18 protein-coding genes are annotated in these 19825 nt (G+C 72.1%); 9 read left to right on the forward strand and 9 right to left on the reverse strand.

Annotated features, from left to right (window positions below; translation table 11 throughout):
• The first annotated feature begins 99 nt into the window (after positions 1-99).
• Positions 100-420, forward strand: a complete 321-nt coding sequence (locus NE234_RS08110) for a hypothetical protein (protein WP_252778257.1) — start codon at positions 100-102, stop codon at positions 418-420.
• Positions 421-467: 47 nt separating this feature from the next.
• Positions 468-620: a hypothetical protein gene (locus NE234_RS08115; protein ID WP_252778258.1), complete on the forward strand. Its 153-nt coding sequence runs from the start codon at positions 468-470 to the stop codon at positions 618-620.
• A gap of 36 nt (positions 621-656) precedes the next feature.
• Here NE234_RS08115 and NE234_RS08120 read toward each other — a convergent pair whose 3' ends face one another.
• The 3 genes from NE234_RS08120 to cpt form a co-directional block, all read right to left on the reverse strand.
• On the reverse strand, positions 657-2303 hold the full coding sequence (locus NE234_RS08120; RefSeq protein ID WP_252778259.1) for an outer membrane protein assembly factor BamB family protein: 1647 nt from the start codon (positions 2301-2303) through the stop codon (positions 657-659).
• Positions 2304-2315: 12 nt separating this feature from the next.
• Entirely contained in the window at positions 2316-3173 is an 858-nt protein-coding gene (locus tag NE234_RS08125; RefSeq protein ID WP_252778260.1) for a hypothetical protein, read from the reverse strand.
• 116 nt (positions 3174-3289) lie between these two features.
• Positions 3290-3823, reverse strand: coding sequence for a chloramphenicol phosphotransferase CPT (cpt, locus tag NE234_RS08130; RefSeq protein ID WP_252778261.1), 534 nt, complete (start codon positions 3821-3823; stop codon positions 3290-3292).
• Between the two features lie 146 nt (positions 3824-3969).
• On the opposite strand from cpt, the gene NE234_RS08135 reads away from it, so the two are divergent.
• Complete coding sequence (locus tag NE234_RS08135; protein WP_252778262.1) at positions 3970-5058, forward strand: NAD(P)/FAD-dependent oxidoreductase; 1089 nt, start codon at positions 3970-3972, stop codon at positions 5056-5058.
• A 47-nt stretch (positions 5059-5105) separates the two neighbouring features.
• Here NE234_RS08135 and NE234_RS08140 read toward each other — a convergent pair whose 3' ends face one another.
• Entirely contained in the window at positions 5106-5585 is a 480-nt protein-coding gene (locus NE234_RS08140) for a MarR family winged helix-turn-helix transcriptional regulator (protein WP_252778263.1), read from the reverse strand.
• Between the two features lie 68 nt (positions 5586-5653).
• Here NE234_RS08140 and NE234_RS08145 point away from each other — a divergent pair, with 68 nt between their 5' ends.
• Positions 5654-6550 carry an LLM class flavin-dependent oxidoreductase gene (locus NE234_RS08145; RefSeq protein WP_252778264.1) on the forward strand — a complete coding sequence of 299 codons (897 nt, stop codon included), beginning with the start codon at positions 5654-5656 and terminating at the stop codon, positions 6548-6550.
• Here the strand turns inward: NE234_RS08145 and NE234_RS08150 are convergent.
• The 5 genes from NE234_RS08150 to NE234_RS08170 all read right to left on the reverse strand — a co-directional run bounded on the left by NE234_RS08150 (position 6508) and on the right by NE234_RS08170 (position 14317).
• Positions 6508-9522 (reverse strand): SMC family ATPase, encoded by a 3015-nt coding sequence (locus NE234_RS08150; protein WP_308206862.1) that lies wholly within the window; start codon positions 9520-9522, stop codon positions 6508-6510. The genes NE234_RS08145 and NE234_RS08150 overlap by 43 nt on opposite strands.
• On the reverse strand, positions 9519-10652 hold the full coding sequence (locus NE234_RS08155) for an exonuclease SbcCD subunit D (RefSeq protein ID WP_252778265.1): 1134 nt from the start codon (positions 10650-10652) through the stop codon (positions 9519-9521). The genes NE234_RS08150 and NE234_RS08155 overlap by 4 nt, the downstream gene beginning before the upstream one ends.
• A gap of 148 nt (positions 10653-10800) precedes the next feature.
• A complete protein-coding gene (locus tag NE234_RS08160; protein ID WP_252778266.1) occupies positions 10801-12024 on the reverse strand; it encodes an IS30 family transposase in 1224 nt (407 codons plus the stop codon).
• A 318-nt stretch (positions 12025-12342) separates the two neighbouring features.
• On the reverse strand, positions 12343-13044 hold the full coding sequence (locus tag NE234_RS08165; protein ID WP_252778267.1) for a response regulator: 702 nt from the start codon (positions 13042-13044) through the stop codon (positions 12343-12345).
• Positions 13045-13108: 64 nt separating this feature from the next.
• Positions 13109-14317, reverse strand: coding sequence for a sensor histidine kinase (locus NE234_RS08170; protein ID WP_252778268.1), 1209 nt, complete (start codon positions 14315-14317; stop codon positions 13109-13111).
• Between the two features lie 168 nt (positions 14318-14485).
• Between NE234_RS08170 and NE234_RS08175 the strand changes: the two genes are divergently transcribed.
• From NE234_RS08175 to NE234_RS08195, 5 genes are all read left to right on the forward strand, one after another.
• Positions 14486-15388: an ABC transporter ATP-binding protein gene (locus NE234_RS08175; protein WP_252778269.1), complete on the forward strand. Its 903-nt coding sequence runs from the start codon at positions 14486-14488 to the stop codon at positions 15386-15388.
• A complete protein-coding gene (locus NE234_RS08180; protein WP_252778270.1) occupies positions 15385-16155 on the forward strand; it encodes an ABC transporter permease in 771 nt (256 codons plus the stop codon). The genes NE234_RS08175 and NE234_RS08180 overlap by 4 nt, the downstream gene beginning before the upstream one ends.
• Positions 16156-16244: 89 nt before the next feature.
• Positions 16245-17678, forward strand: a complete 1434-nt coding sequence (locus NE234_RS08185) for an aldehyde dehydrogenase (protein WP_252778271.1) — start codon at positions 16245-16247, stop codon at positions 17676-17678.
• A 62-nt stretch (positions 17679-17740) separates the two neighbouring features.
• The gene (locus tag NE234_RS08190) at positions 17741-18706 is read left to right on the forward strand and encodes a Gfo/Idh/MocA family protein (protein ID WP_252778272.1); all 966 of its coding nucleotides are present in this window, start codon (positions 17741-17743) and stop codon (positions 18704-18706) included.
• 189 nt (positions 18707-18895) lie between these two features.
• Positions 18896-19573 carry a YdcF family protein gene (locus NE234_RS08195; protein ID WP_252778273.1) on the forward strand — a complete coding sequence of 226 codons (678 nt, stop codon included), beginning with the start codon at positions 18896-18898 and terminating at the stop codon, positions 19571-19573.
• The last annotated feature ends 252 nt before the right edge of the window (positions 19574-19825 follow it).

Raw genomic sequence — 19825 nt, forward strand, 5'->3', positions numbered from 1 at the left:
CGCGTTATCTCCTTTGTCGGAATTCAGGCGGCCCCAGCGATGATGACACTCACTCCAGGTCATGGAATGGCAGGCGGAACGCTTCCCTAGAGTAAACCGGTGACGCCAGAATTGAGGGGCCGATCACGGCAACTCGAAAGGGCGATGATGGCGGAAGAAAATGGACGGGAAGAGGTCCAGGAGCTGTGCCGGCGTCTCTCCATGGCGTGCGGCAAGGCCGGCCTCACGGCCGAGGAGATAGCACCGACGCGGATTCGCGTCGGATTCCCGGGAGCGGGAATGCTGGCCGAGATCATCCGATGCATGCCGGACGTATCCGAGCGTCTGCACTGGTGGTGGTCGTGGGGCGACCCGATCTGCCCGGCCGAGGAGATCGACAAGGCGGTCGAGATGATCGTCCACGTCGTCAGGCCGGAATGATGGCCGGCCGTCCCCCGCCGGACGCCATCGCGCGACTCAGGCGTTCGGTGGACCGGTTCTACGCCGCATTGCGCTCGTCACCGTACGGCGGCGTGTCCTATCTCGCCGATCTGGCGTGGCTCAAAGTGCTGATCGAGAAATACCCCGGCGAGGCACGTCGAATGGTCGACGACACGAACCGCGAACACCACGATCGATGAGTCCGGATAATCGGCCGTCACGACCGGATCTCGCCGTCAGCCGTACGCGTTACTCAGGCGTGCCGCGACGATCGGGGCGAGTCTTCGGGCGTCCTCGGGATGGCCGGGCACGGTGAGCCAGACGATGGCGCGCCCGCCGACGATCATCGCCCTGTCCCTCCGGCCTGCGAGAGTGTCGTCGGGTACGAGATAGCCTCCGGCGATCCGTTGCGTTTCGCCGTAAGTGTAAGTGTGGAACGCCGCGAGTTTGGTGGCGACCAACATGTCGGCCTGCTGCTGGGACGCCGCGATCCATGCGATCGAGAGCGTAACGACCGGATCCTTACGCTCGGGCCCGACGTACACGCATGTGAGGGGCTTCGGCCACGTGACATCGGCGAGGGCCGCCTTTCGGGGCGTCGAGACGTAACCGTGCGCGATGATCCGTAGATCGGCGGGCGTCAGGAGCGTACAGGCGTCGGGCCAGTCGGAGGCCCGCACGCCCCCGAGCTCGGTCTGGGCCATCGGGGCACCGTCGCCCCGGTACGCGGTGATGACGGGATTCCGTGGCCCCGGCGACCAGAAGAACACAAGTCCGGCGGCGTTTCCCATGGCGATGGAATCGGTGGTCGGCAGGGGGAATACCGTGCTGCGACCGGTGTCGGTCCGTAGCGCGACGATGAACGAGGGCAGGAACTGGGATCGGTCCTTGACGACGGCGCTTCCGGCGGGCGCGTAGAGGATTCCCCCCGAACCGATGGGGAGAACGGGGTGGTGCCACGTGATCAGGTCGCCGTTCCGTTGCCAGCGGAGTCGTCCGGTCGAGGCATCGATGTCAAGAAGGGAAAGCGCGTGGGCGCCGTCCTGAAGAGAAATCGCGATGTCGGAGCCGTTCTCACCGATCGCGCAAGCGCCACCGCAGGTCATGCCTGAAGGGGCGGTGAAGATCAAACGGCCGTTTGGGGCGAACAGACGCAGCGTCGTTCCGGCCTGGGCGAGCACGTCGCCGTTCCTGGTCGCCAGAAGATCGATGCCGTCGACGCCGGCGGGGTCGGTGGCGAGGAGACGCTGCCAGGACACGCGACCGCCGGCCGGGTCCACGGAGAACAACCGTGCCTCGGTCCCGGCGCAGTGGAACAAGAAGACCGCGGCGGTGGGGGTGCTGGTGGCGGCACCATCGGAGCAGGCGGCGGGTAGTTCGGTCTGCCAACCGATCTTCCCGTCGGTGAGCCTGAGCCCGTACAGCACTCTCGCCTCGTAGCCCTGCGCCACGATCCCTCGAGATGTGACCAACATTGGCTGGAGACTGACACCGATGCGGAGGTCGGTACTCCATACGATCTGACCGGTCCGCAGATCATAGGCGGCGAAACGGTCCACACCGGGCCCGAGTTCGCTCGTGGCGGCGGTGTAGAGCCGATCGTCGAGAACCTCCACCGCATCGAAATTCCACCCTGGATCCGCGGTGATGGTCTGCTCGATCCGCCCGGAGCGTGGGTCGCGAACTGTCAGCGCACCGTCCGGGGCGGGGGCCACGATCGCTCTTTCCTTGATCACGATCAGTTTCGCGGAGCTGTCGAAGTCGGCGCTGGTCTCCGCCGACCAGACGGAGGTGAGCCGACCTGGCAGCGACTCGGGCCGGTGTTGCCTCCCCGACGATCCGCATAGCGCGATCAAAGCCGCGAAGAGTGCGACCCACACCATGGCTCGGCGCATTCAGCACCCCCGGGACGCGCGGAAGAGCTGGCTGCACAGCTCTTGCCTGCCCGCGACCGTGAACTTATCGTCGAGGGAGCCCTCGTAGACCGTTCCGTAGGTGTGGTAATCCGAGCTTCTCGCAGCGAGCCGGAACACGCCGGCCGTGGGGCCGGGGATCGTCTGCTGAAATTGCTTCCCGCCCGTCACGTAGGTGACCACCAGGTCGAACTCGTGGTAACCGGCCGTGGCCGTGAAGGTGACGGCCAGAGTCGTGCGCTCACCACGCGTGAGGTCGATCTGGTGATAACGAAAGTAGGGCCGCGACCCTCCCATGAAGACCGGAGCCCCGTGGCCGAAATCGACGCTCACCGGAATGGTCGGCTCCGATCCGCCCGGAGTGATTGCGAGAAATGCTGCGGCAGGGACTTTCTTCACCGGTCGCGGCCGTGGCCTGATGTCGACGATCCGCAGGCTCGACCTGCGCCCTTCCAAGACGATCGTGGCATCGATCTTGGTCACCGCGGCACCGCCGTGGCGCTGAATCAACGCCATGATGTCGGACTCCCCGGCCGTTCCGCTCTCCAGCGTGACCCGGTCCGCCGTCGATGTCACAGGCTCGGCCAGCACATAAGCGCTCGCCGCGAAGTTGTCGACGTCGACGATCGCGGACAGGGCGGGCCCGCGGTTGGGATTCGAGACGAACGACTTACCCCAGTCCGTCAGCCATCCGCCGAGCGCGCTCGCCAGCACCACTGCCAGGATCCCCGCGGCCCACGCACCCGCCCGATAGCCGAAACTCGGCCGCTTGGCCTCATCTTCGGCCGTCGGCTTCTGGTTATCGGCCCGGCGTTTCACCTTCTTCGATCTGGACCCCATAGCCGCCGCCCCGTTTTCTCACCGGTCGCTCTGATCGCCCTCCGAACAGTAATCCAAGCCGGAGAGGAGGTTGCTACACCGAGATCAGCGAGAGTGGCCTCGCCTCAGGCCGTCACTCATCGCACATGGGCGGCGATGGTCCGGGCGCATTCCAGAGACTCGGTACGGGTGGTGTCCACCTGCAGGTCGTAGACGACGCCCTGGTGAACGATCTTCGCCTGGGATGCCGCCATGCCGATGACCCGATCGCCCCGGGCGATCTCGCGGCCCGCGGCGATGGCCGGCTCACACCGGACCCCGACCCACAGGACCTCGAGCGTGTCGAGTGCCTTCTCCCAGCGGCGCTGGGAGAAGGCGCCGCCGAGGAAGACCTCGTCGACGATGATCCGGGCACCGGCGCGGGCCATCGCCGCCACGCCCTCGATCCACGCCGCCTCGAGCGCGCGGAACTCCGGCCCGACGGCGACCTCGCCGTCCGCGGCGATCTCGAGTCCCGCGGCCGGCGTCCGCGGAGACGCGGGCATCGCCTGGATCAGCGTGTCCACGCCGAGGGCGAGCCAGGGGTCCGGCAGGACGGCCTGCAGACACCGGGCGATCCCGGACTTGCCCGAGCTGGACCCGCCGTTGAGCACGATCACCTGAGTCGTCACCGCGCCACGGTAGCGGCACGCCGACGGCTCCGACCACGCATTTCTCGTCGGCCAGGCCGGATCAGGGGAAGGACCGGCTTTACAGTTCGCAGGACGAACTATATCGTTCGTCCTGCGAACTTTATCTACATTGGGAGTGAGAGAACATGAGTCGTACGGTCGCGGTCATCGGTGGTGGTTATGGGGGTTCCGCGGTCGCCAAGGCGCTGGACGCGGAGACCGATGTCGTACTGATCGAGCCGAAAGACGCGTTCGTCCACGCCGCCGGGTCGCTGCGGGCCCTGGTGCGGCCGGAGTGGGCGGGCAACATCTTCTTCCCGTACGACCGGCTGCTGCGGCGGGGCCGGATCGTCCGCGATCGCGCGGTCTCCGTGGATCCGGAGGGCGTCACCCTGGCCTCGGGAGGACACGTCGCCGCGGACTACCTCGTCCTCGCCTCCGGATCCGGCTATCCCTACCCCGCCAAGACGGAGACCGACTCCGCGGACGAGGCGCTGGACCGGCTCCGGGTCACGCACAAGGAGCTCGCCGGGGCGGCGCGGGTGCTGATCACCGGCGCGGGACCCGTCGGGCTGGAGCTGTCCGGCGAGATCAAGGCGGTCTGGCCGGACAAGCAGGTGACCATCGTCGACCCGGCCGAGGAACTGGTCCCCGGCTTCGCGGCGGAGATGCGGGCGGACCTGCAGCGCCAGCTCGACGCGCTGGGTGTGGACCTGCGGCTGGGCACCGCCCTCACGGGCGAACCGCCGGTCGCACCCGGCCGGGCGGAGACCTTCACGGTGGGCAGCACCGGCGGCGAGATCTCCGCGGACATCTGGTTCCGCGCCCATGGCGTCCGCGTCAACACCGGCTATCTCCGCGACGGCCTGGCCGCGGCGCTCACCCCCCAGGGCCGGGTCCGGGTGACCGAGACCCTCACCGTCGACGGCCACGAGCACGTCTACGCGCTCGGCGACATCACCGACCTCGCCGAGGCGAAGATGGCCGGGTACGCGATGCGGCACGCCGAGGTCATCGCCGCGAACATCCTCGCGCAGGTGCGCGGCGAGCGTCCCACGGCCGTCTACCGGCCGTCGCCGATTCCCGCGATCATCCTGCCGCTCGGCCCGAACGGCGGCGTCGGCCAGTTCCCCTCTCCGGACGGGCCGACGCTCCTGCCCACCGAGACGGTCGCGGAGTACAAGGGACGTGATCTGTTCACCGGCCGCTTCACCGAGCTGTTCGGCACCACCTGATGCACCGCCCTGAAGCCGGGGCGGCGCGGACCGGGCGTTCGGGCCGCTCAGCGCCCGTGCGACGCCGTCTCCCCGTCCGGCTCCACGAAGACGACCGGCACCTCGTTGTCCAGCACCACCCGGCCGAGGAGCTCCGCGAGCAGGCGGCGCTCGTCGTCACCGAGGCCGGCCGGCAGGTCCTCCACCCGCCGGCAGGTCTCGGCGTAGAACTCCTCGACGAGTTCGGCGCCTTCAGGGGTGAGCGCGATCCGTACGGCGCGCCCGTCCTCCGGATCCGGCTCGCGGCGGACGAGGCCGCGCTGGGCGGTGCGGTCGACCAGGCCTGTGAGGCTCGACTTGGCCAGTCCCAGCATCGCGCCGAGCTCGCTCATCCCGTACGGCCCCGGCATCAGCACGCACAGCAGCTGCCCCTGCTGCGGGGTCAGGCCGTACTCGCGGCTCGACGCGGCGTACACGGCGTTCACGAGGAACGACGAGCGCACCAGCGCGGCGACGACTGACATCTGCTGTCCCTGCGGCTTTGCCATTCCCTCAGAATACGTGAACCACTGACATTCGTGATACGAACTAACTCCTCAGAAAGAGAGCCAGGAAGATGACGGAAAGCAGGATCAGGTTCGGGATCGGGGTCAGCACCGCGCTGGATGAGGCGGCCGAGACGCTGCGGCTCACCGCCGAGGCGGACCGTCTGGGGCTCGATCTGTTCACGGTGTCCGACCACCCGTACTTCGGCGACCGGCTGGACGCCTACTCGATCGTCGGGATCGCGCTCGGCGGAACGACGCGGATCGCGGGCATGGTGAACGTCACGAACCTGCCGACCCGGCCGGCGCCGATGCTGGCGCGCGCGGTGACGTCGTTGTCGGCGCTGTCCGGCGGCCGCGTGGTGCTCGGGATGGGCGCGGGCGGTTCCTGGGGCGACATCGCCAGGATGGGCGTGCAGAAGATCGCGCCCGCCGACGCCGTCCGGGCGTTCGAGGAGGCGATCAACCTCGTACGGGCGCTGTGCGGCGGTGGCGAGCCGGTGACCTTCGACGGGGAGTTCTACCAGGTCACCGACCTCGAACCCGCTCCGGTCCCCGCCCCGCCGATCTGGACCGGCTCGGTCGGGCCCAGGTCGCTGGCCGTCACCGGCCGGGTCGCGGACGGGTGGATCCCCGGGCGCGCGGCGGACTGGCTCAGTGACCGGTTCCGGGAGTCCCGCCCGATCATCGACGAGGCGGCGGCCGCCGCCGGGCGGGATCCCCGGGACGTCGCCACGATCTACAACCTGCCGGGCCGCATCACGCGCGATCCGCTCCCGGCCACGCGGGACGGCGACGGGCGCTGGATCGGCGGCTCGGCCGGGCAGTGGGTGGAGGAGCTGACCGGCGCCGTGCTGGACCACGGCGCGGGCGGCTTCACGCTCTTCCCGGTCGGCCCGGTGGACGCCGCGCTCGGACCGTGGGCTCAGGAGATCGTGCCGGCGGTCCGCGAGGCCGTGGCGTCCTGACCGCCGCCGGTGACGGCGAGGGTCGAGCCGGTGCGGGTCTTGCGGACCCGGAGCTGGGTGGGGATGCGGGTGCGAAGCTCGGCGACGTGGCTGACGATGCCGACCGCGCGCCCGCCGTCGCGCAGGCCGTCGAGGACGTCCATCACCTCGTCGAGGGTCTCCTCGTCGAGCGTGCCGAACCCCTCGTCGACGAACAGCGTGCCGATCTCCGCGCCGCCCGCCTCGTCGGTCACCACGTCGGCCAGGCCGAGGGCCAGGGCGAGCGAGGCCATGAACGTCTCCCCGCCCGACAGGGTGGCCGGGTCGCGGTGCTGCCCCGTCCAGCCGTCGATGACGCGCAGCCCCAGACCGCCGGTGCCGTGGCGGCCCCGCTCCCCCGCCGCGCGCTCGACGGTGTGCTCGAGGACGTACCGGGACTGGGACATGCGGGCCAGGCGGTGGTTGGCGCGCGCGACGACCTGCTCCAGCCGGGCGGCCAGGACGTACGCCGACAGCCGCATCCGCGCGGTGTTCACGGCCGGGTCGCCGGACGCCAGCGCGGCCATCCGGGACACGAGCTCGTGGTGCCCGGCGACGGGGCGCCAGGCGGCGGCGTGCCGCCGCAGCTCGGCCGCGAGCGCGGCGAGCCGGTCACGGCGGTGCCGGGCGCGGTCACGCGCCGACGCGACGGCCTGGTGGGCCTGGTCGGCGTCGGCGAGCGCGGCCTCCAGGACGTCCAGGTCGGGCGGCGGCTCGGCGGCGGCCGCGGCCAGGTCCGGATCGTTCAGGAGCGCCGTGACCCTGGCCTCCTCGTCGTCGTACGCCTTGGCGCGCCGCGTCAGCTCCTCGTGCGCCGCGTCGTCCAGGGTGGCGGAGCGTACGGCCTCGACCGAGGGGAAGCCCTCCGCCTCGGCGGCGTCGGCGGCCTCACGCTCCGCGGCGCCGGCGTCGTCGACGGCCGCGCGGAGCCGCTCGATCGCGGCGGCGGTGTCGCGGAGCAGGTCGGCCTCGGCGCCGAGCCGCCGGATCCGCGCCTCCAGGGTCGGGTCGTCGCCGCGCGCGTCGTCGAGGCCGGTGCGCAGGCGGAGCGACTCGGCGGTGAGGGCGACGCGCTGCGCGCGGTTCTCCGCGAGGGCGGCCCTGACCTCCTCCTGCCGGTCGCGGGCCTCCTCGTACTCGGCGTCGACCTGCCGGAGCTCCTCCTCCAGCCGCTCGGCGTCGGTCTCGGCGGCCGTGAGATCGGTCAGCTCCCCCTGGGCCGCGGCGAGGGCGGCGCGCAGATCGTCGGCGACCTCCTCGCCGGCGTCCCTGGCCGCCCCGGCGTGCTCGGCCCGGAGCTCGGCGAGGCGCGCGGCGATCCGCTCCCGGTCCTCCCGTGCCTGTTCGTACGCGGCCTGGGCCGCGGCCTCGACCTCCCCGTCCGGGAGGTCGAGGTCCGCGGTTGCGGGCGCGGGGTGGTCGGTGGAGCCGCAGACGGCGCAGGGCCCGCCGGGCGTCAGCTCGCGGGCGAGCCAGGCGGCCATGCCGTCCAGCCGCGCCTGGCGGATCTCCTGGTACGCCTCGCGGGCCGTCTGGGCGGCGTCGGTGGCGGCGCGGTGCTCTTCCTCGGCCTCCGCGAGCGCCGTGACCAGCGCGTCGCGTCGTTCCGCGGCCTCCAGCCGTCGCCGGGCGGCGTCGACGGCGGCCTCGGCCACGGGCCGGGCGGCGAGGCGGGAGCGGGTCTGCTCCAGCTGCCCGGCGAGGGTCCGGCGGTAGCGCGGGGAGTCGGTGAGGAAGAGGGACAGCTCGGCCTCGCGGGCGTCGAGGTCCTGTCCCTCGGACTCGGCCCGCTTGAGGTCCCGGCCGAGGTCGGCGAGCCGCCGCTCGTCGTCGCGGCGCTGTTCGAGGACGGCGGCCTCGTCCCGGCGGGCGCGCTCCTCCTTGCGCATGACGTCGGCGTCGGCGGTGTCGGGGACGAGCCTGGTCACGGCGTCCCGCTGCCGGGCGACCACGGCCGCGGCCTGCTCACGGCGGGCGGCGCGGGCCTCGGCGGCGTGCAGCAGCGGGAGGACGCGGCGGGCCCGCTCGGCGTCGCGCAGCGCGCCGGCCAGCGCGGCCCGCTCGCCGGCCCGCTCGGCCAGGGCCGCGGCGCCGGCCTCGGCGGCGGCGCGCCGGGCCCGCCGGTCGGCGAGGGCGCGGCCCCGCTCCGCGGCGGCCCGTGCCGCCGACAGCACGCCCGCGGCGGCCGTCACCCGGTCCTCGGCGGCCGCGCGGACGTCGTCCATGTGAGCCGACAGCTCGACGGTCCACGCGGCGAGCGCGTCGGGATCGAGGTCGGGCCGCTCGCCGCCGGCCGCCTCGGCCGCGCGGTCGGCGGTGGACGCGGCGGCGGCGCGCAGGATCTCGGCCTCGCGCCCGGTCTCCTGGCGTTTCTCGCGCAGCCACTTCTCGACGTCGGTGAAGATCTCGGTGGCGAACAGCCGCTCCAGGACGGTGCGCCGCTTCTCGGCGTCGGCGCGCAGGAACGCCGCGAAGTCGCCCTGCGGCAGCAGCACCACCTGGCAGAACTGCTCGGCGGACATGCCGAGCAGATCCCCGATCAGCTGTCCCGCCTCGTCGAACCGGGTGGACAGGGCCGCCCACTCACCGGCGCGCCACTCCTGGAGCAGGACCTTGGCCTTCTCCTCCGTGGTGCCGGTGCCGCGCAGCTTCGGCCGGTCCCAGCGCGGGGACCGCGCGATCCGGAACCGGCGGCCGCGGATCGTCACCTCGCAGACGACCTCGGGCGAGCGATCGGGCGGCGCGTGGTGGCTGCGGAGGTTCTTCGCGTCGTTGCGCACGCTCGGCACCCGCCCGTACAGCGCGAAGCAGACCGCGTCGAGCACGCTGGTCTTGCCCGCGCCGGTCGGGCCATTGATGAGGAACAGCCCCGCGTCGGACAGCGCGTCGAAGTCGATCCGCTCGGTGCCGGCGAACGGCCCGAACGCGGTGATCGTGAGATGGTGCAGCCTCACCGGGCCGCCTCCTCGCGCCGGTAGTGCTCGAACGCCTCGTGCAGCAGCGCGCGCTCGGCCTCGTCCGGCGCCGTGCCGCGCATCTCGGTGACGAAGTCGCAGGCGATCTCGGTCTCGGAGCGGCCCGTGACCCGCTCCGCCCAGGAACGCTCGCCGGTGTCCACGGCCCGCTCCGGTTCGAAGGCCAGCGCGAGGACGTACGGGAACCGCCGCCGCAGCCGGTCCATCGCGCCCACGGGGTGCCGGGCGTCGGTCAGGGTGATCTGCAGCCAGTGGTCCTCGTACACGGCGTGCTGCTCGGCGGTGAGCAGGTCGTCGATGCGGCCCTTGAGGCGCTTGATCCGGCGGGGCACCGGCGCCTCGACGAACTCGGCGCGCACGGTCTCGCCGAGGTCGACCAGCCAGCTGCCCTTGGTATGGCCCTCCTCGGAGAAGGAGTAGGCCAGCGGGGAGCCGGAGTAGCGGACGGTGTCGGACAGGCGCTGCGAGCGGTGCAGGTGGCCGAGCGCGGCGTAGTCGACGCCGTCGAAGACGCCCACCGGGACGTTGGCCACCCCGCCGATCGCGATGTCGCGCTCGCTGTCGCTCGCCTCTCCCCCGGTGACGAACGCGTGCGCCAGGACCACCGACCGGCCGCCGCGGCCCGCCGCGTCGGCGCGGATGCGGCGCATCGCCTCGGTCAGCGCGGCCGTGTGCCCGCGCTCGGGCAGCTCCCACCGGCCGCGGACGACCTCGGGCTCGAGGTAGGGGATGCCGTAGATCGCGGTGCCGTCGTCGAGGAGCACCGGACGGCCGACCGTCTCCGGGTCGGTGCGCAGGTGGACCCCGGAGGCGTCCATCAGGTCGGCACCGAAGCCGAGCCGCCGCGCGGAGTCGTGGTTGCCGCTGATCAGCACGACCCGGACCTTCTCGGCCAGGAGCCGCCGGAGCGCCTGGTCGCACAGGTCGACCGCGTCGACCGGCGGCAGCGCCCGGTCGTACAGGTCACCGGACACCAGCACGCAGTCGACCCGCTCGGCCCGGACCGTCTCGACGAGGTGGTCGACGAAGGCCGCCTGCGCGCCCAGCATGTCCTCGCGGTGGAAGAACCGGCCGAGGTGCCAGTCGGAGGTGTGCAGCAGGCGGGGCATGCCCGGCAAGCTAACAGGCCCCGCCGACAACACGGACCTCACACGCCGCATCAGGTCCCTTTCGTGAGGAACATCCCCATGAAGTCCCCGGGACGCGGAAGACCCCCGGCGAGGGGGCGGTTTCAAGGGGTCGTTGCAACGCCGGGTATCAACTGGCTGGTGCCAGGAGCTTAGCGAGACGCTCGGCTGGGGTTTCCCAGCCGAGCGTTTTGCGTGGCCGGCCGTTGAGGCGGGCGGCGATGGCGGTGAGGTGCTCGGCGCTGTGGACGGACAGGTCGGTGCCTTTGGGGAAGTACTGGCGGAGCAGTCCGTTGGTGTTCTCGTTGCTGCCGCGTTGCCAAGGCGAGTGCGGGTCGCAGAAGTAGACGGGCAGGTCAGCGGCGATTGAGAACTGGTGGTGCAGGTTCATCTCGCTGCCTTGGTCCCAGGTCAGGGATCGTTTCAGCTCGGCGGGGAGTGTCTGCATGGTGGCGGCCAGGGCGTCTCGGACGGTCTCGGCGGCCCGGTCGCCGGGTAGATGGACGAGCAGGACGTAGCGGGTGGCACGCTCGACCAGGGTGCCGATCTGGGACCGGTGGTCCTTGCCGATGATCAGGTCGCCTTCCCAGTGGCCGGGCACGGCCCGGTCCTCGGCTTCGGCGGGGCGTTCGCTGATCATCACCATGGGAGCGGCGAAACGGTGCCGGCGCTGGTCGGGACGGCAGCGCGGGGTGCGGCGGGCCCGGCCGGTCCGCAGTGCCCGGGTCAGCTCGCGGCGTAGTTCGCCGCGTCCTTGGACATACAGCGCCTGGTAAATCGTCTCGTGTGACACCTGCATCTCCGGCTGAGCGGGGAAGTGGATGAGCAGGGTCTTGCTGATCTGCTCAGGACTCCATTCCATCTCCAGCCGGTCCTGGACGGCTTGGCGCAGCCGGGGGTTGGACGCGATCTTCCCGGTTTTCGGGCGTGGCCGGCGGGCGTCGGCGCGGGCTTGGGCGGCGTGCGGCCGGTACTGCCCGTTGATCGGGTGCCGGTTGCGGCGGATCTCCCGGCTGATCGTGGAGGGGGCGCGGCCGAGCTCGGCCGCGATCGCCCGGATCGATGCCTTTTCGCGTAGTCGGTCGGCGATGTGGATCCGGTCGTCTTCTCGCAGGTAACGGCACGGACCTGGCGGGGACGTCACCGAGGTGATCGGTGGCGCCCCCGCGTGCCCCGCGGACCGAGTCCGTCCGTTACGCCAGCGCTTGCCGGTCCGCGGGTTGATCCCGACGATCTGGCAAGCCTGGCTGTTGCTCATGCCCTCACGCATGAGCCGCAAGTATTCCTCGCGTTCACGGACCAGCTTCTTACGTCCTTGGGCCCGTCCCCGGCTCTCCCGGATCTCGAAAGCCATCGCATCCCCTCAGCAGGGACGTTGCGACGACCACTAGAACCCAAGGGGTTCGCCGGGGGCCTCCGTTTCGATGGGGTGGTGCCGCGTCAGGCCGCTTTCCTCAGGTCGGACTTGGCGAGCAGCCGCGCTCGCTCCTCCGGGGTGGCGAGCCTCTCCCACTGTTCCAAGCTCTCAACGAGTCGGTGGGGCCGGACGGTGCGGCGGTGAACGATGCGGTTGACAACTCGACGGAACTTAGGCATGGCGATATCCACTGACAGATGACGGATGGTGGAAGCGGGATACCCCTATTATCGCACGTCACACCTGTTTTACCGGTCACTGGGGTGGCGTGTCGGCGAGGCCACGGCGCGCCGTCGGAGTGACCAGGCGGGTCTCGTAGGCGACCATCACCAGCTGGGCGCGGTCGCGGGCGGCGAGCTTGGCGAGGAGGTTGCCCACGTGGGTCTTCACGGTCGCCGGGCTCAGGTGCAGATGCGCGGCGATCTCGCCGTTGGCCAGGCCGCGGGCGATCAGTTCGAGCACCTCGCGTTCCCGGCCGGTCAGGCCCGCCAGCTCCCGCGCCGGCCGCCGGGCGGGCAGCGGCCGCCCGGCGAACTCCGCGATCAGCCGCCGGGTCACGGCCGGTGCGAGCAGCGCCTCGCCGGAGGCGATGACGCGGATTCCGGCGAGCAGGTCGGCGGGCGGGGTGTTCTTCAGCAGGAACCCGCTCGCCCCCGCGCGCAGCGCGGCGTGGACGTACTCGTCCAGGTCGAACGTCGTGAGGATCAGCACCCGGACGCCGGGCGGGCCGTCCGGGCCGCAGATGCGCCGGGTCGCCTCGATGCCGTCCATCTCCGGCATGCGGACGTCCATCAGCACGACGTCCGGCCGCTCGCGTACGGCGAGGTCGACGGCCTCCGTCCCGGTGCCCGCCTCGCCGACCGTGAGCAGGTCCGGAGCCGTGTCGACGAGCACGCGGAAGCTGCCGCGCAACAGCGCCTGGTCGTCGGCGACCAGGACGCGTACGGGTGCTGTCACGGGACCTCCTTCGTCGGTCCCATGACCAAGGTGCTGTGCTTCCTGATTCCCTCGCTTCGCTCGGTCATGGATCCTCCGGGGAGCGACGGGGCAGGCGGGCGGACACCTCGAACCCGCCCTCGGGGCGCGGCCCGGCGGTCAGCGTGCCGCCGTGCATGAGGGCGCGTTCGCGCATCCCGATGATGCCGTGCCCCGGCTGCCCGGGGAGCACCCGGTTCCCGGGCCCGTCGTCGGTCACCCGGATCCGTATCTCGTCCGCGTCGCCCGCCACGACGACCTCACAGCGCGCCGGGGCGGCGTGCCGGACGACGTTCGTCACCGCCTCCTGCACGATCCGGTACACCGAACGGCCCAGCCCGTCGGGCAGGCCGCCGGCGCCGTCGACGGTCAGGTCGACGCGGACGCCGGCCGCCGCCGCGCGGTCGCGGAGCTCCGGCAGCCCGGCGAGGTCGGGCGCCGGCCGCAGGTCGGGGGACGCGTCATCGGAGCGGAGCATGCCGAGCATGTGCCGCATCTCCACGAGCGCCTCCCGGCTCGTGGTCTCGATGACGCGCAGGGCGTCGCGCACCTCGCCGCCGGGATCCGTCTCCGCGGCGGGACGCGCCTCCAGCACGTAGCCGGCGACGCCGGCCTTGACCCCGATCAGGCTGAGGGTGTGCGACACGACGTCGTGCAGTTCGCGCGCGATCCGCAGCCGCTCCTCGGTCACCGCGCGGTCGGCGAGCTGCCGGGCCGACCGTTCGGCGTACGCGCGGCGCTCCCGCACGGCGCGGCCGATCGTCCACGCCCCGCCCAGCACCGGCGGGCCGATGATCAGCAGGTCCGCGAACCCGGCGCCGTCACGAGGCCCCGCCGCCGTCATGGCCAGCACGCCGAACGCGCTGACCCCCGCGATGATCAACGTGGGCTCCCGCGGATGCCGGGGCTCGGTCAGCGCGACCATGTACAGCGCGTACGCCGCGACGAGCAGGGTGCCCCAGCCGAGGCCGCAGAGCAGCGCCGCCACCGACGCCGTGAACACGACCGCGAAGACGGGCAGCGGCCACAGCCGCCGTACGGAGACCGGCAGGCCGACGGCCGCGACGAGCGGGCAGGCCGCCCAGACCGGCAGGTCCACCGGCCGGGCCAGGGCGAGGGCGAGCAGGACGAGCGTCGACCCGGCGCCGGCCACGGCGTCGAGGGCGATCAGCCGGCCGCGGCCGAGCCGGCGCGGGAAGACCGGCGGTGGATCGGGGTCGCGCGGGAAGACCGGCGGTGGATCGGGGTCACGCACGGCCCGAACCGTACCGGCCCGTGCCCGCCGCCGCCTCCGCCCTGAGTCCCTCCTCCCCTGGTCGGATCCCGGTCCCCGGCCGCGAGGGTCGTACGCGTCCGGGCGGAGGCCGGGATTCGGCCGCCGCTCCGAAGCGCCGGCGGCCCGCCGTACGGCAGCGTCGGGACCGTGATCGAAGTGACCGAACTGACCAAGCGGTACGGCGGCGCGCCCGCCGTCGACCGGCTGTCCTTCCAGGTCCGGCCGGGGCACGTGACCGGTTTCCTCGGCCCCAACGGGGCGGGCAAGTCCACCACGATGCGCGTTCTGCTGGGGCTGGCCGCCCCCACGTCCGGCACCGCCCTCGTGAACGGCCGCCGGTACGCGGACCTGCGCTTCCCGATGCACGAGGTCGGGGCGCTGCTCGACGCGAGCGCCGTGTACGGCGGGCGCACCGCCGTCGACCACCTGCGCTGCCTGGCCCGCGCCAACCGGATCGGGACCGCCCGGGTCGCCGCGGTGCTGGAGCAGGTCGGCCTGGCCGGCGTCGGCCGCAAGAGGACCGGAGGGTTCTCCCTCGGCATGCGGCAGCGGCTCGGCATCGCGGCGGCGCTCCTCGGCGACCCCGGCGTGCTGCTGCTCGACGAACCCGTGAACGGGCTCGACCCGGAGGGCGTCCGCTGGATCCGCGAGCTGACGCGCTCGCTGGCCGCCGAAGGGCGCACGGTGCTGATCTCCAGCCACCTGATGAGCGAGATGGAGCTCACCGCCGACCGGCTCGTCATCATCGGACGGGGCCGGCTGATCGCCGAGACGACGGTGCGGGAGCTGGCCGCACGGTTCCAGCGAGGAGTGCTCGTGCGCACCGGCCGCGTTCCCGAACTGGCCCGCGCGCTCGAGGCCGCCGGGGCGTCCGTCCTCGTCGAGGCCGACGGCGCGCTCGCGGTCGAGGGCCTGGACGCCGTACGGATCGGCGAGCTGGCCGCACGGGACGGCATCCCGGTGCACGAGGTCACCCCGCGGTCCGCCTCGCTCGAAGAGGCGTACCTGGCGCTGACCGCCGGCAGCCTGGAGTACGGAGCGGCGCGATGACCGACGCGTTCGCGGCCGAGTGGCTGAAACTCCGTACGGCCCGGTCCACCTGGTACTGCCTCGGCGTCGTCGCGCTGGTCGCCGGTCTCATGGCGCTGCTGGCCTGGTACGCGGCGCGTCTCTGGGACGGCCTCCCACCGGCGCGGCGGGCCTCGATGGAGGTGTCCTCGCTGCCCGAACAGGCGTGCTGGGTGGCCTACCTCGTCATGGGCGTCCTCGGCGTGCTGGCGATCACGTCGGAGTACTCCACCGGGATGATCCGCGCCACCCTCACCGCGGTGCCCCGGCGGCGTACGGCGCTGGCCGCCAAGGCCGGCGTCGTCGCCGTGGTCGCGCTGGCCGCCGGGGAGGCGACCGGGTTCACGGTGCTCGCGGCCGCCCGGCTGATCATCGGCGACCGGCCCATCCACGGGCAGGAGGCGCATCCGGGCAGGATCGTGACGGCGGGAGTGGTCGTGATGGTGTTCGCGCTGGTCGGGCTGAGCGTGGGCGCGCTGCTGCGCTCGACCGCCGGGGCCATCGTTGTCATGGCCGGGCTCTGGCACATCGTGCCGGTGCTCGTGCACCTTCTCCCGGAGCCGTGGTCGGACCGGCTCGGCTCGCTGATGCCCGCGGCGCTCGTCGAGGAGATCGCGGGCTCCGGCGGGCAGAACTCGATCTACGGGACGGGGCTGCCCTCGGCCGCCGCGGTCGCGGTGCTGCTCGCGTACGTCGTCCTCCCTCTCGGCGCGGCCGGGATCGCGCTGGCCCGCCGGGACGTGCCGTGACCCATGCCACCCTGGACAGGGAGGGAGGGGATGGAGAAGATACCAAGCAAGCACTCGGTCAAAGCTCCTCCCGCCTCCGGAGGTACGGCATGCGTGAACACGATCGGCTCTACATCGGCGGCGAGTGGGCCGCGCCCGCCGGCACCGGCACCATCGACGTCGTCTCCCCGCACACCGAAGAGGTGATCGGGCGGGTGCCCGCGGCGGTCCCGGAGGACATGGACCGGGCCGTCGCGGCGGCGCGGGAGGCGTTCGACCACGGCCCCTGGCCGCGCATGGCGCCGGCCGAGCGCGCCGCCGTCGTCGCCCGCCTGACCGAGCTGTACGCCGCGCGCCTCGGCGACCTGTCCGAGCTGATCACCGCCGAGATGGGCTGCCCGATCTCGTTCTCCCAGCTCGGCCAGACCGGGCAGGCCCAGGCCGTCTACGGCTACTTCGCCGAGCTCGGCAAGGGCTTCGCCTGGGAGGAGGAGCGCGCGGGGCTGATGGGCCCGGTCACGGTCCGCCGCGAGCCGGTCGGCGTGGTCGCCGCGATCGTGCCGTGGAACGTCCCGCAGTTCATCATCGCGCTGAAGCTCGCCCCGGCGCTGATCTCCGGCTGCACGATCGTGATCAAGCCGGCCCCGGAGACCCCGCTGGACGGGTACGTCCTCGCCGACCTGCTCACCGAGGCCGGCGTGCCCAAGGGCGTCGTCAGCATCGTCGCCGCCGGGCGGGAGACCGGCGAGCACCTCGTCCGCCACCCGGGCGTCGACAAGGTCGCCTTCACCGGGTCCACGGCGGCCGGCCGGAGGATCGGCGCGATCTGCGGCGAGCAGCTGAAACGCTGCACGCTGGAGCTCGGCGGCAAGTCCGCGGCCATCATCCTCGACGACGCCGACCTCGGCGCGACGATGGGCTGGCTCAAGATGGCGTCGCTGATGAACAACGGCCAGGCGTGCGTCGCCCAGACCCGCGTCCTCGCCTCGCGGAACCGCTACGACGAGGTCGTCGACGCGCTCGCCGAGACGGTGCGCGGGATGAAGGTCGGCGACCCGGCCGACCCCGCCACCGAGATCGGCCCGCTCGTCGCCAAACGCCAGCAGGAACGCGTCGAGGGCTACATCCGGATCGGCCAGGAGGAGGGCGCCAAGGTGGCGCTCGGCGGATCCGGGCGGCCGTACGACCGCGGCTGGTACGTCACGCCGACCGTCTTCGCCGGCGTCACGAACGACATGCGGATCGCCCGCGAGGAGATCTTCGGCCCGGTCCTGTCGGTCATTCCGTACGAGGACGAGGCCGACGCCGTCCGGATCGCCAACGACAGCGAGTACGGCCTGGCGGGCACGGTCTGGACCGCCGACAACGACCGCGGACTGGAGATCGCCCGCCAGGTCCGCACCGGAACGTACGGCGTGAACATGTACATGATCGAGTCGTCGTCGCCCTTCGGCGGCTACAAGGGCAGCGGTGTCGGCCGCGAGCTCGGCCCCGAGGGCCTGGCCGCCTACCTGGAGTACAAGTCCATCGCCCGCATGGCCTGACCCCCTGAAAGCCCCGGGGCCGGCATTCCCCCCGCCGGCCCCGGCCCGTACGATCCCTGGCCATGACGATTCGGTGGGGAATCCTCGGGACCGGTGGCATCGCGCGCACGTTCACCGAGGACCTGCTCCTGCTCGGCCACAAGGTGGCGGCCGTGGGCTCCCGTGCCCCGGAGACCGCCCAGGCGTTCGCCGACCGCTACGGCATCGTGAGCGCGTACGGGTCCTACGCCGAGCTCGCGGCCGACGACCAGGTCGACGTGGTCTACGTCGCGACGCCGCACAGCGGACACTACGACGCGGCCCGGATCTGCCTGGAGGCCGGCCGCGGGGTCCTGGTCGAGAAGCCGTTCACGACGAACGCGGCCGACGCGGAGGCACTGGCCGCCCTCGCGCGCGAGCGCGGCCTGTTCGCCATGGAGGCGATGTGGACGCGGTTCAACCCGATCGTCGTCCGGATGCGCGAGCTGATCGCCGACGGCGCGATCGGCGACGTCACGGCCGTGTACGCCGACTTCTCCTTCGCCGCCGACTACGACCCGGAGCACCGGCTCTGGGCGCCCGGACTCGCCGGCGGCGCACTGCTCGACCTGGGCATCTACCCGCTGTCCTTCGCGTGGATGCTGCTCGGCGAGCCGGACAGCGTGCAGGCGTTCGCGAGCAGCGCGCCCACCGGCGTGGACGCCAACACCGGCATCCTGCTGGGCTACGCCTCGGGCGCGGTGGCGCTGCTGCACTGCGGCCTGCTCGGCGACTCTCCCCAGACCGCGACCATCGTCGGCACCACCGGCCGCGTCGAGGTGGCGTCGCCGGCCTGGCGGCCGTCGGCCATGACCCTCCACCGCAAGGGCGCCGAGCCGGAGACGTTCACCGCCGACCTGCCCGGCCACGGCTACACCTACCAGGCCGAGGAGGTCGCCCGCTGCCTCGCCGACGGCCGCACCGAGTCAGCCGGCATGCCCCTCGACGAGACCATCGCCATCGCCCGTACCCTCGACAAGATCGCCGCCCGCTTCACCCCCGCGACCTGAGCCTCCGCCAACCGGGACAAACACCACAGATCCCCACCTCCGGTGGCCCGTCCTCACCGGGCCACCGGAAGGGCAGGCCACGGCGGGAGCCGGGCGCCAAGCCTGATCGGCTCTCATGACCGACGGCCCGGTCCGGCATCGCGGTCCTTGAGGTAGTCGGCCAGGCATGACGGCCGGGAGGGAGACTTCGTGAGCGACGCACGAATCACCGACGCCCAGCGCGCCGACGCCGCGCTCATCTGGGACTATCACCGGCTGCGTCACCGGCTCCGGCCGTGTTCGGCGGCGATCGGCCTGGGCAGCCATGACCTGGGCGTGGCGACCTTCGCCGCCGAGCTGTATCGCGCCGGCCTGTTTCCGGTGCTGGTGTTCAGCGGTGCCAACAGTCCCACCACCGCCGAGCGCTTCCCACGCGGCGAAGCCGTCCACTACGCCGAACACGCCATGACCCTGGGCGTACCCCGATCCGCGATCATCATCGAACCGTGCGCGAAGAACACCGGCGACAACATCACCTTGTCCCGCCAAGCGCTTGAGCAGGCGGGCGTCGGGACCTCCTCGGTGTTGTTGATCAGCAAGCCGTACATGGAACGACGGGCGTACGCGACCTGCCGCAGGCTCTGGCCGGAGGTCGATCCCGTCTGCGCGTCCGAACCGTTGAGCTTCGACGACTACGTCAAGTCCATCGGCGACGAACGCCTGGTCATCGACATGATCGTCGGCGACCTCCAGCGCGTCATCGAATACCCCCGGCTCGGCTTCGCCATCGCCCAGCACATCCCCGGCCCGGTGACCACCGCCTACCACCGGCTCGCCGAAGCCGGATTCGACAGCAGGCTCCTGAAACGCCGACCGCCGCTCTCCTGAACGGCGGAGACATTCAGCAGCGGGAATCTTGCCGTCGGTGTTGACCGGACAGAAGGATCGAATGGGACGGCCCTTGTCCACTGTGGCGGCAAGGTGACCGCTACGGCGGCGAAGTGGGCGTCTCGGCCCCGCCGGGGTTGGGCGTGCCGGTGGCCTACGTGCTCGGTGAGGACGACCACGCCCTGGCACGCCGCTGAGCGTGCCCGGCAGCCACCAGTCCATGCTGACACTCCCCGACGAGGTCACCGCGGC

It is taken from the genome of Actinoallomurus rhizosphaericola (genome assembly GCF_024055675.1).
Taxonomy (GTDB): Bacteria; Actinomycetota; Actinomycetes; order Streptosporangiales; family Streptosporangiaceae; genus Actinoallomurus; species Actinoallomurus soli.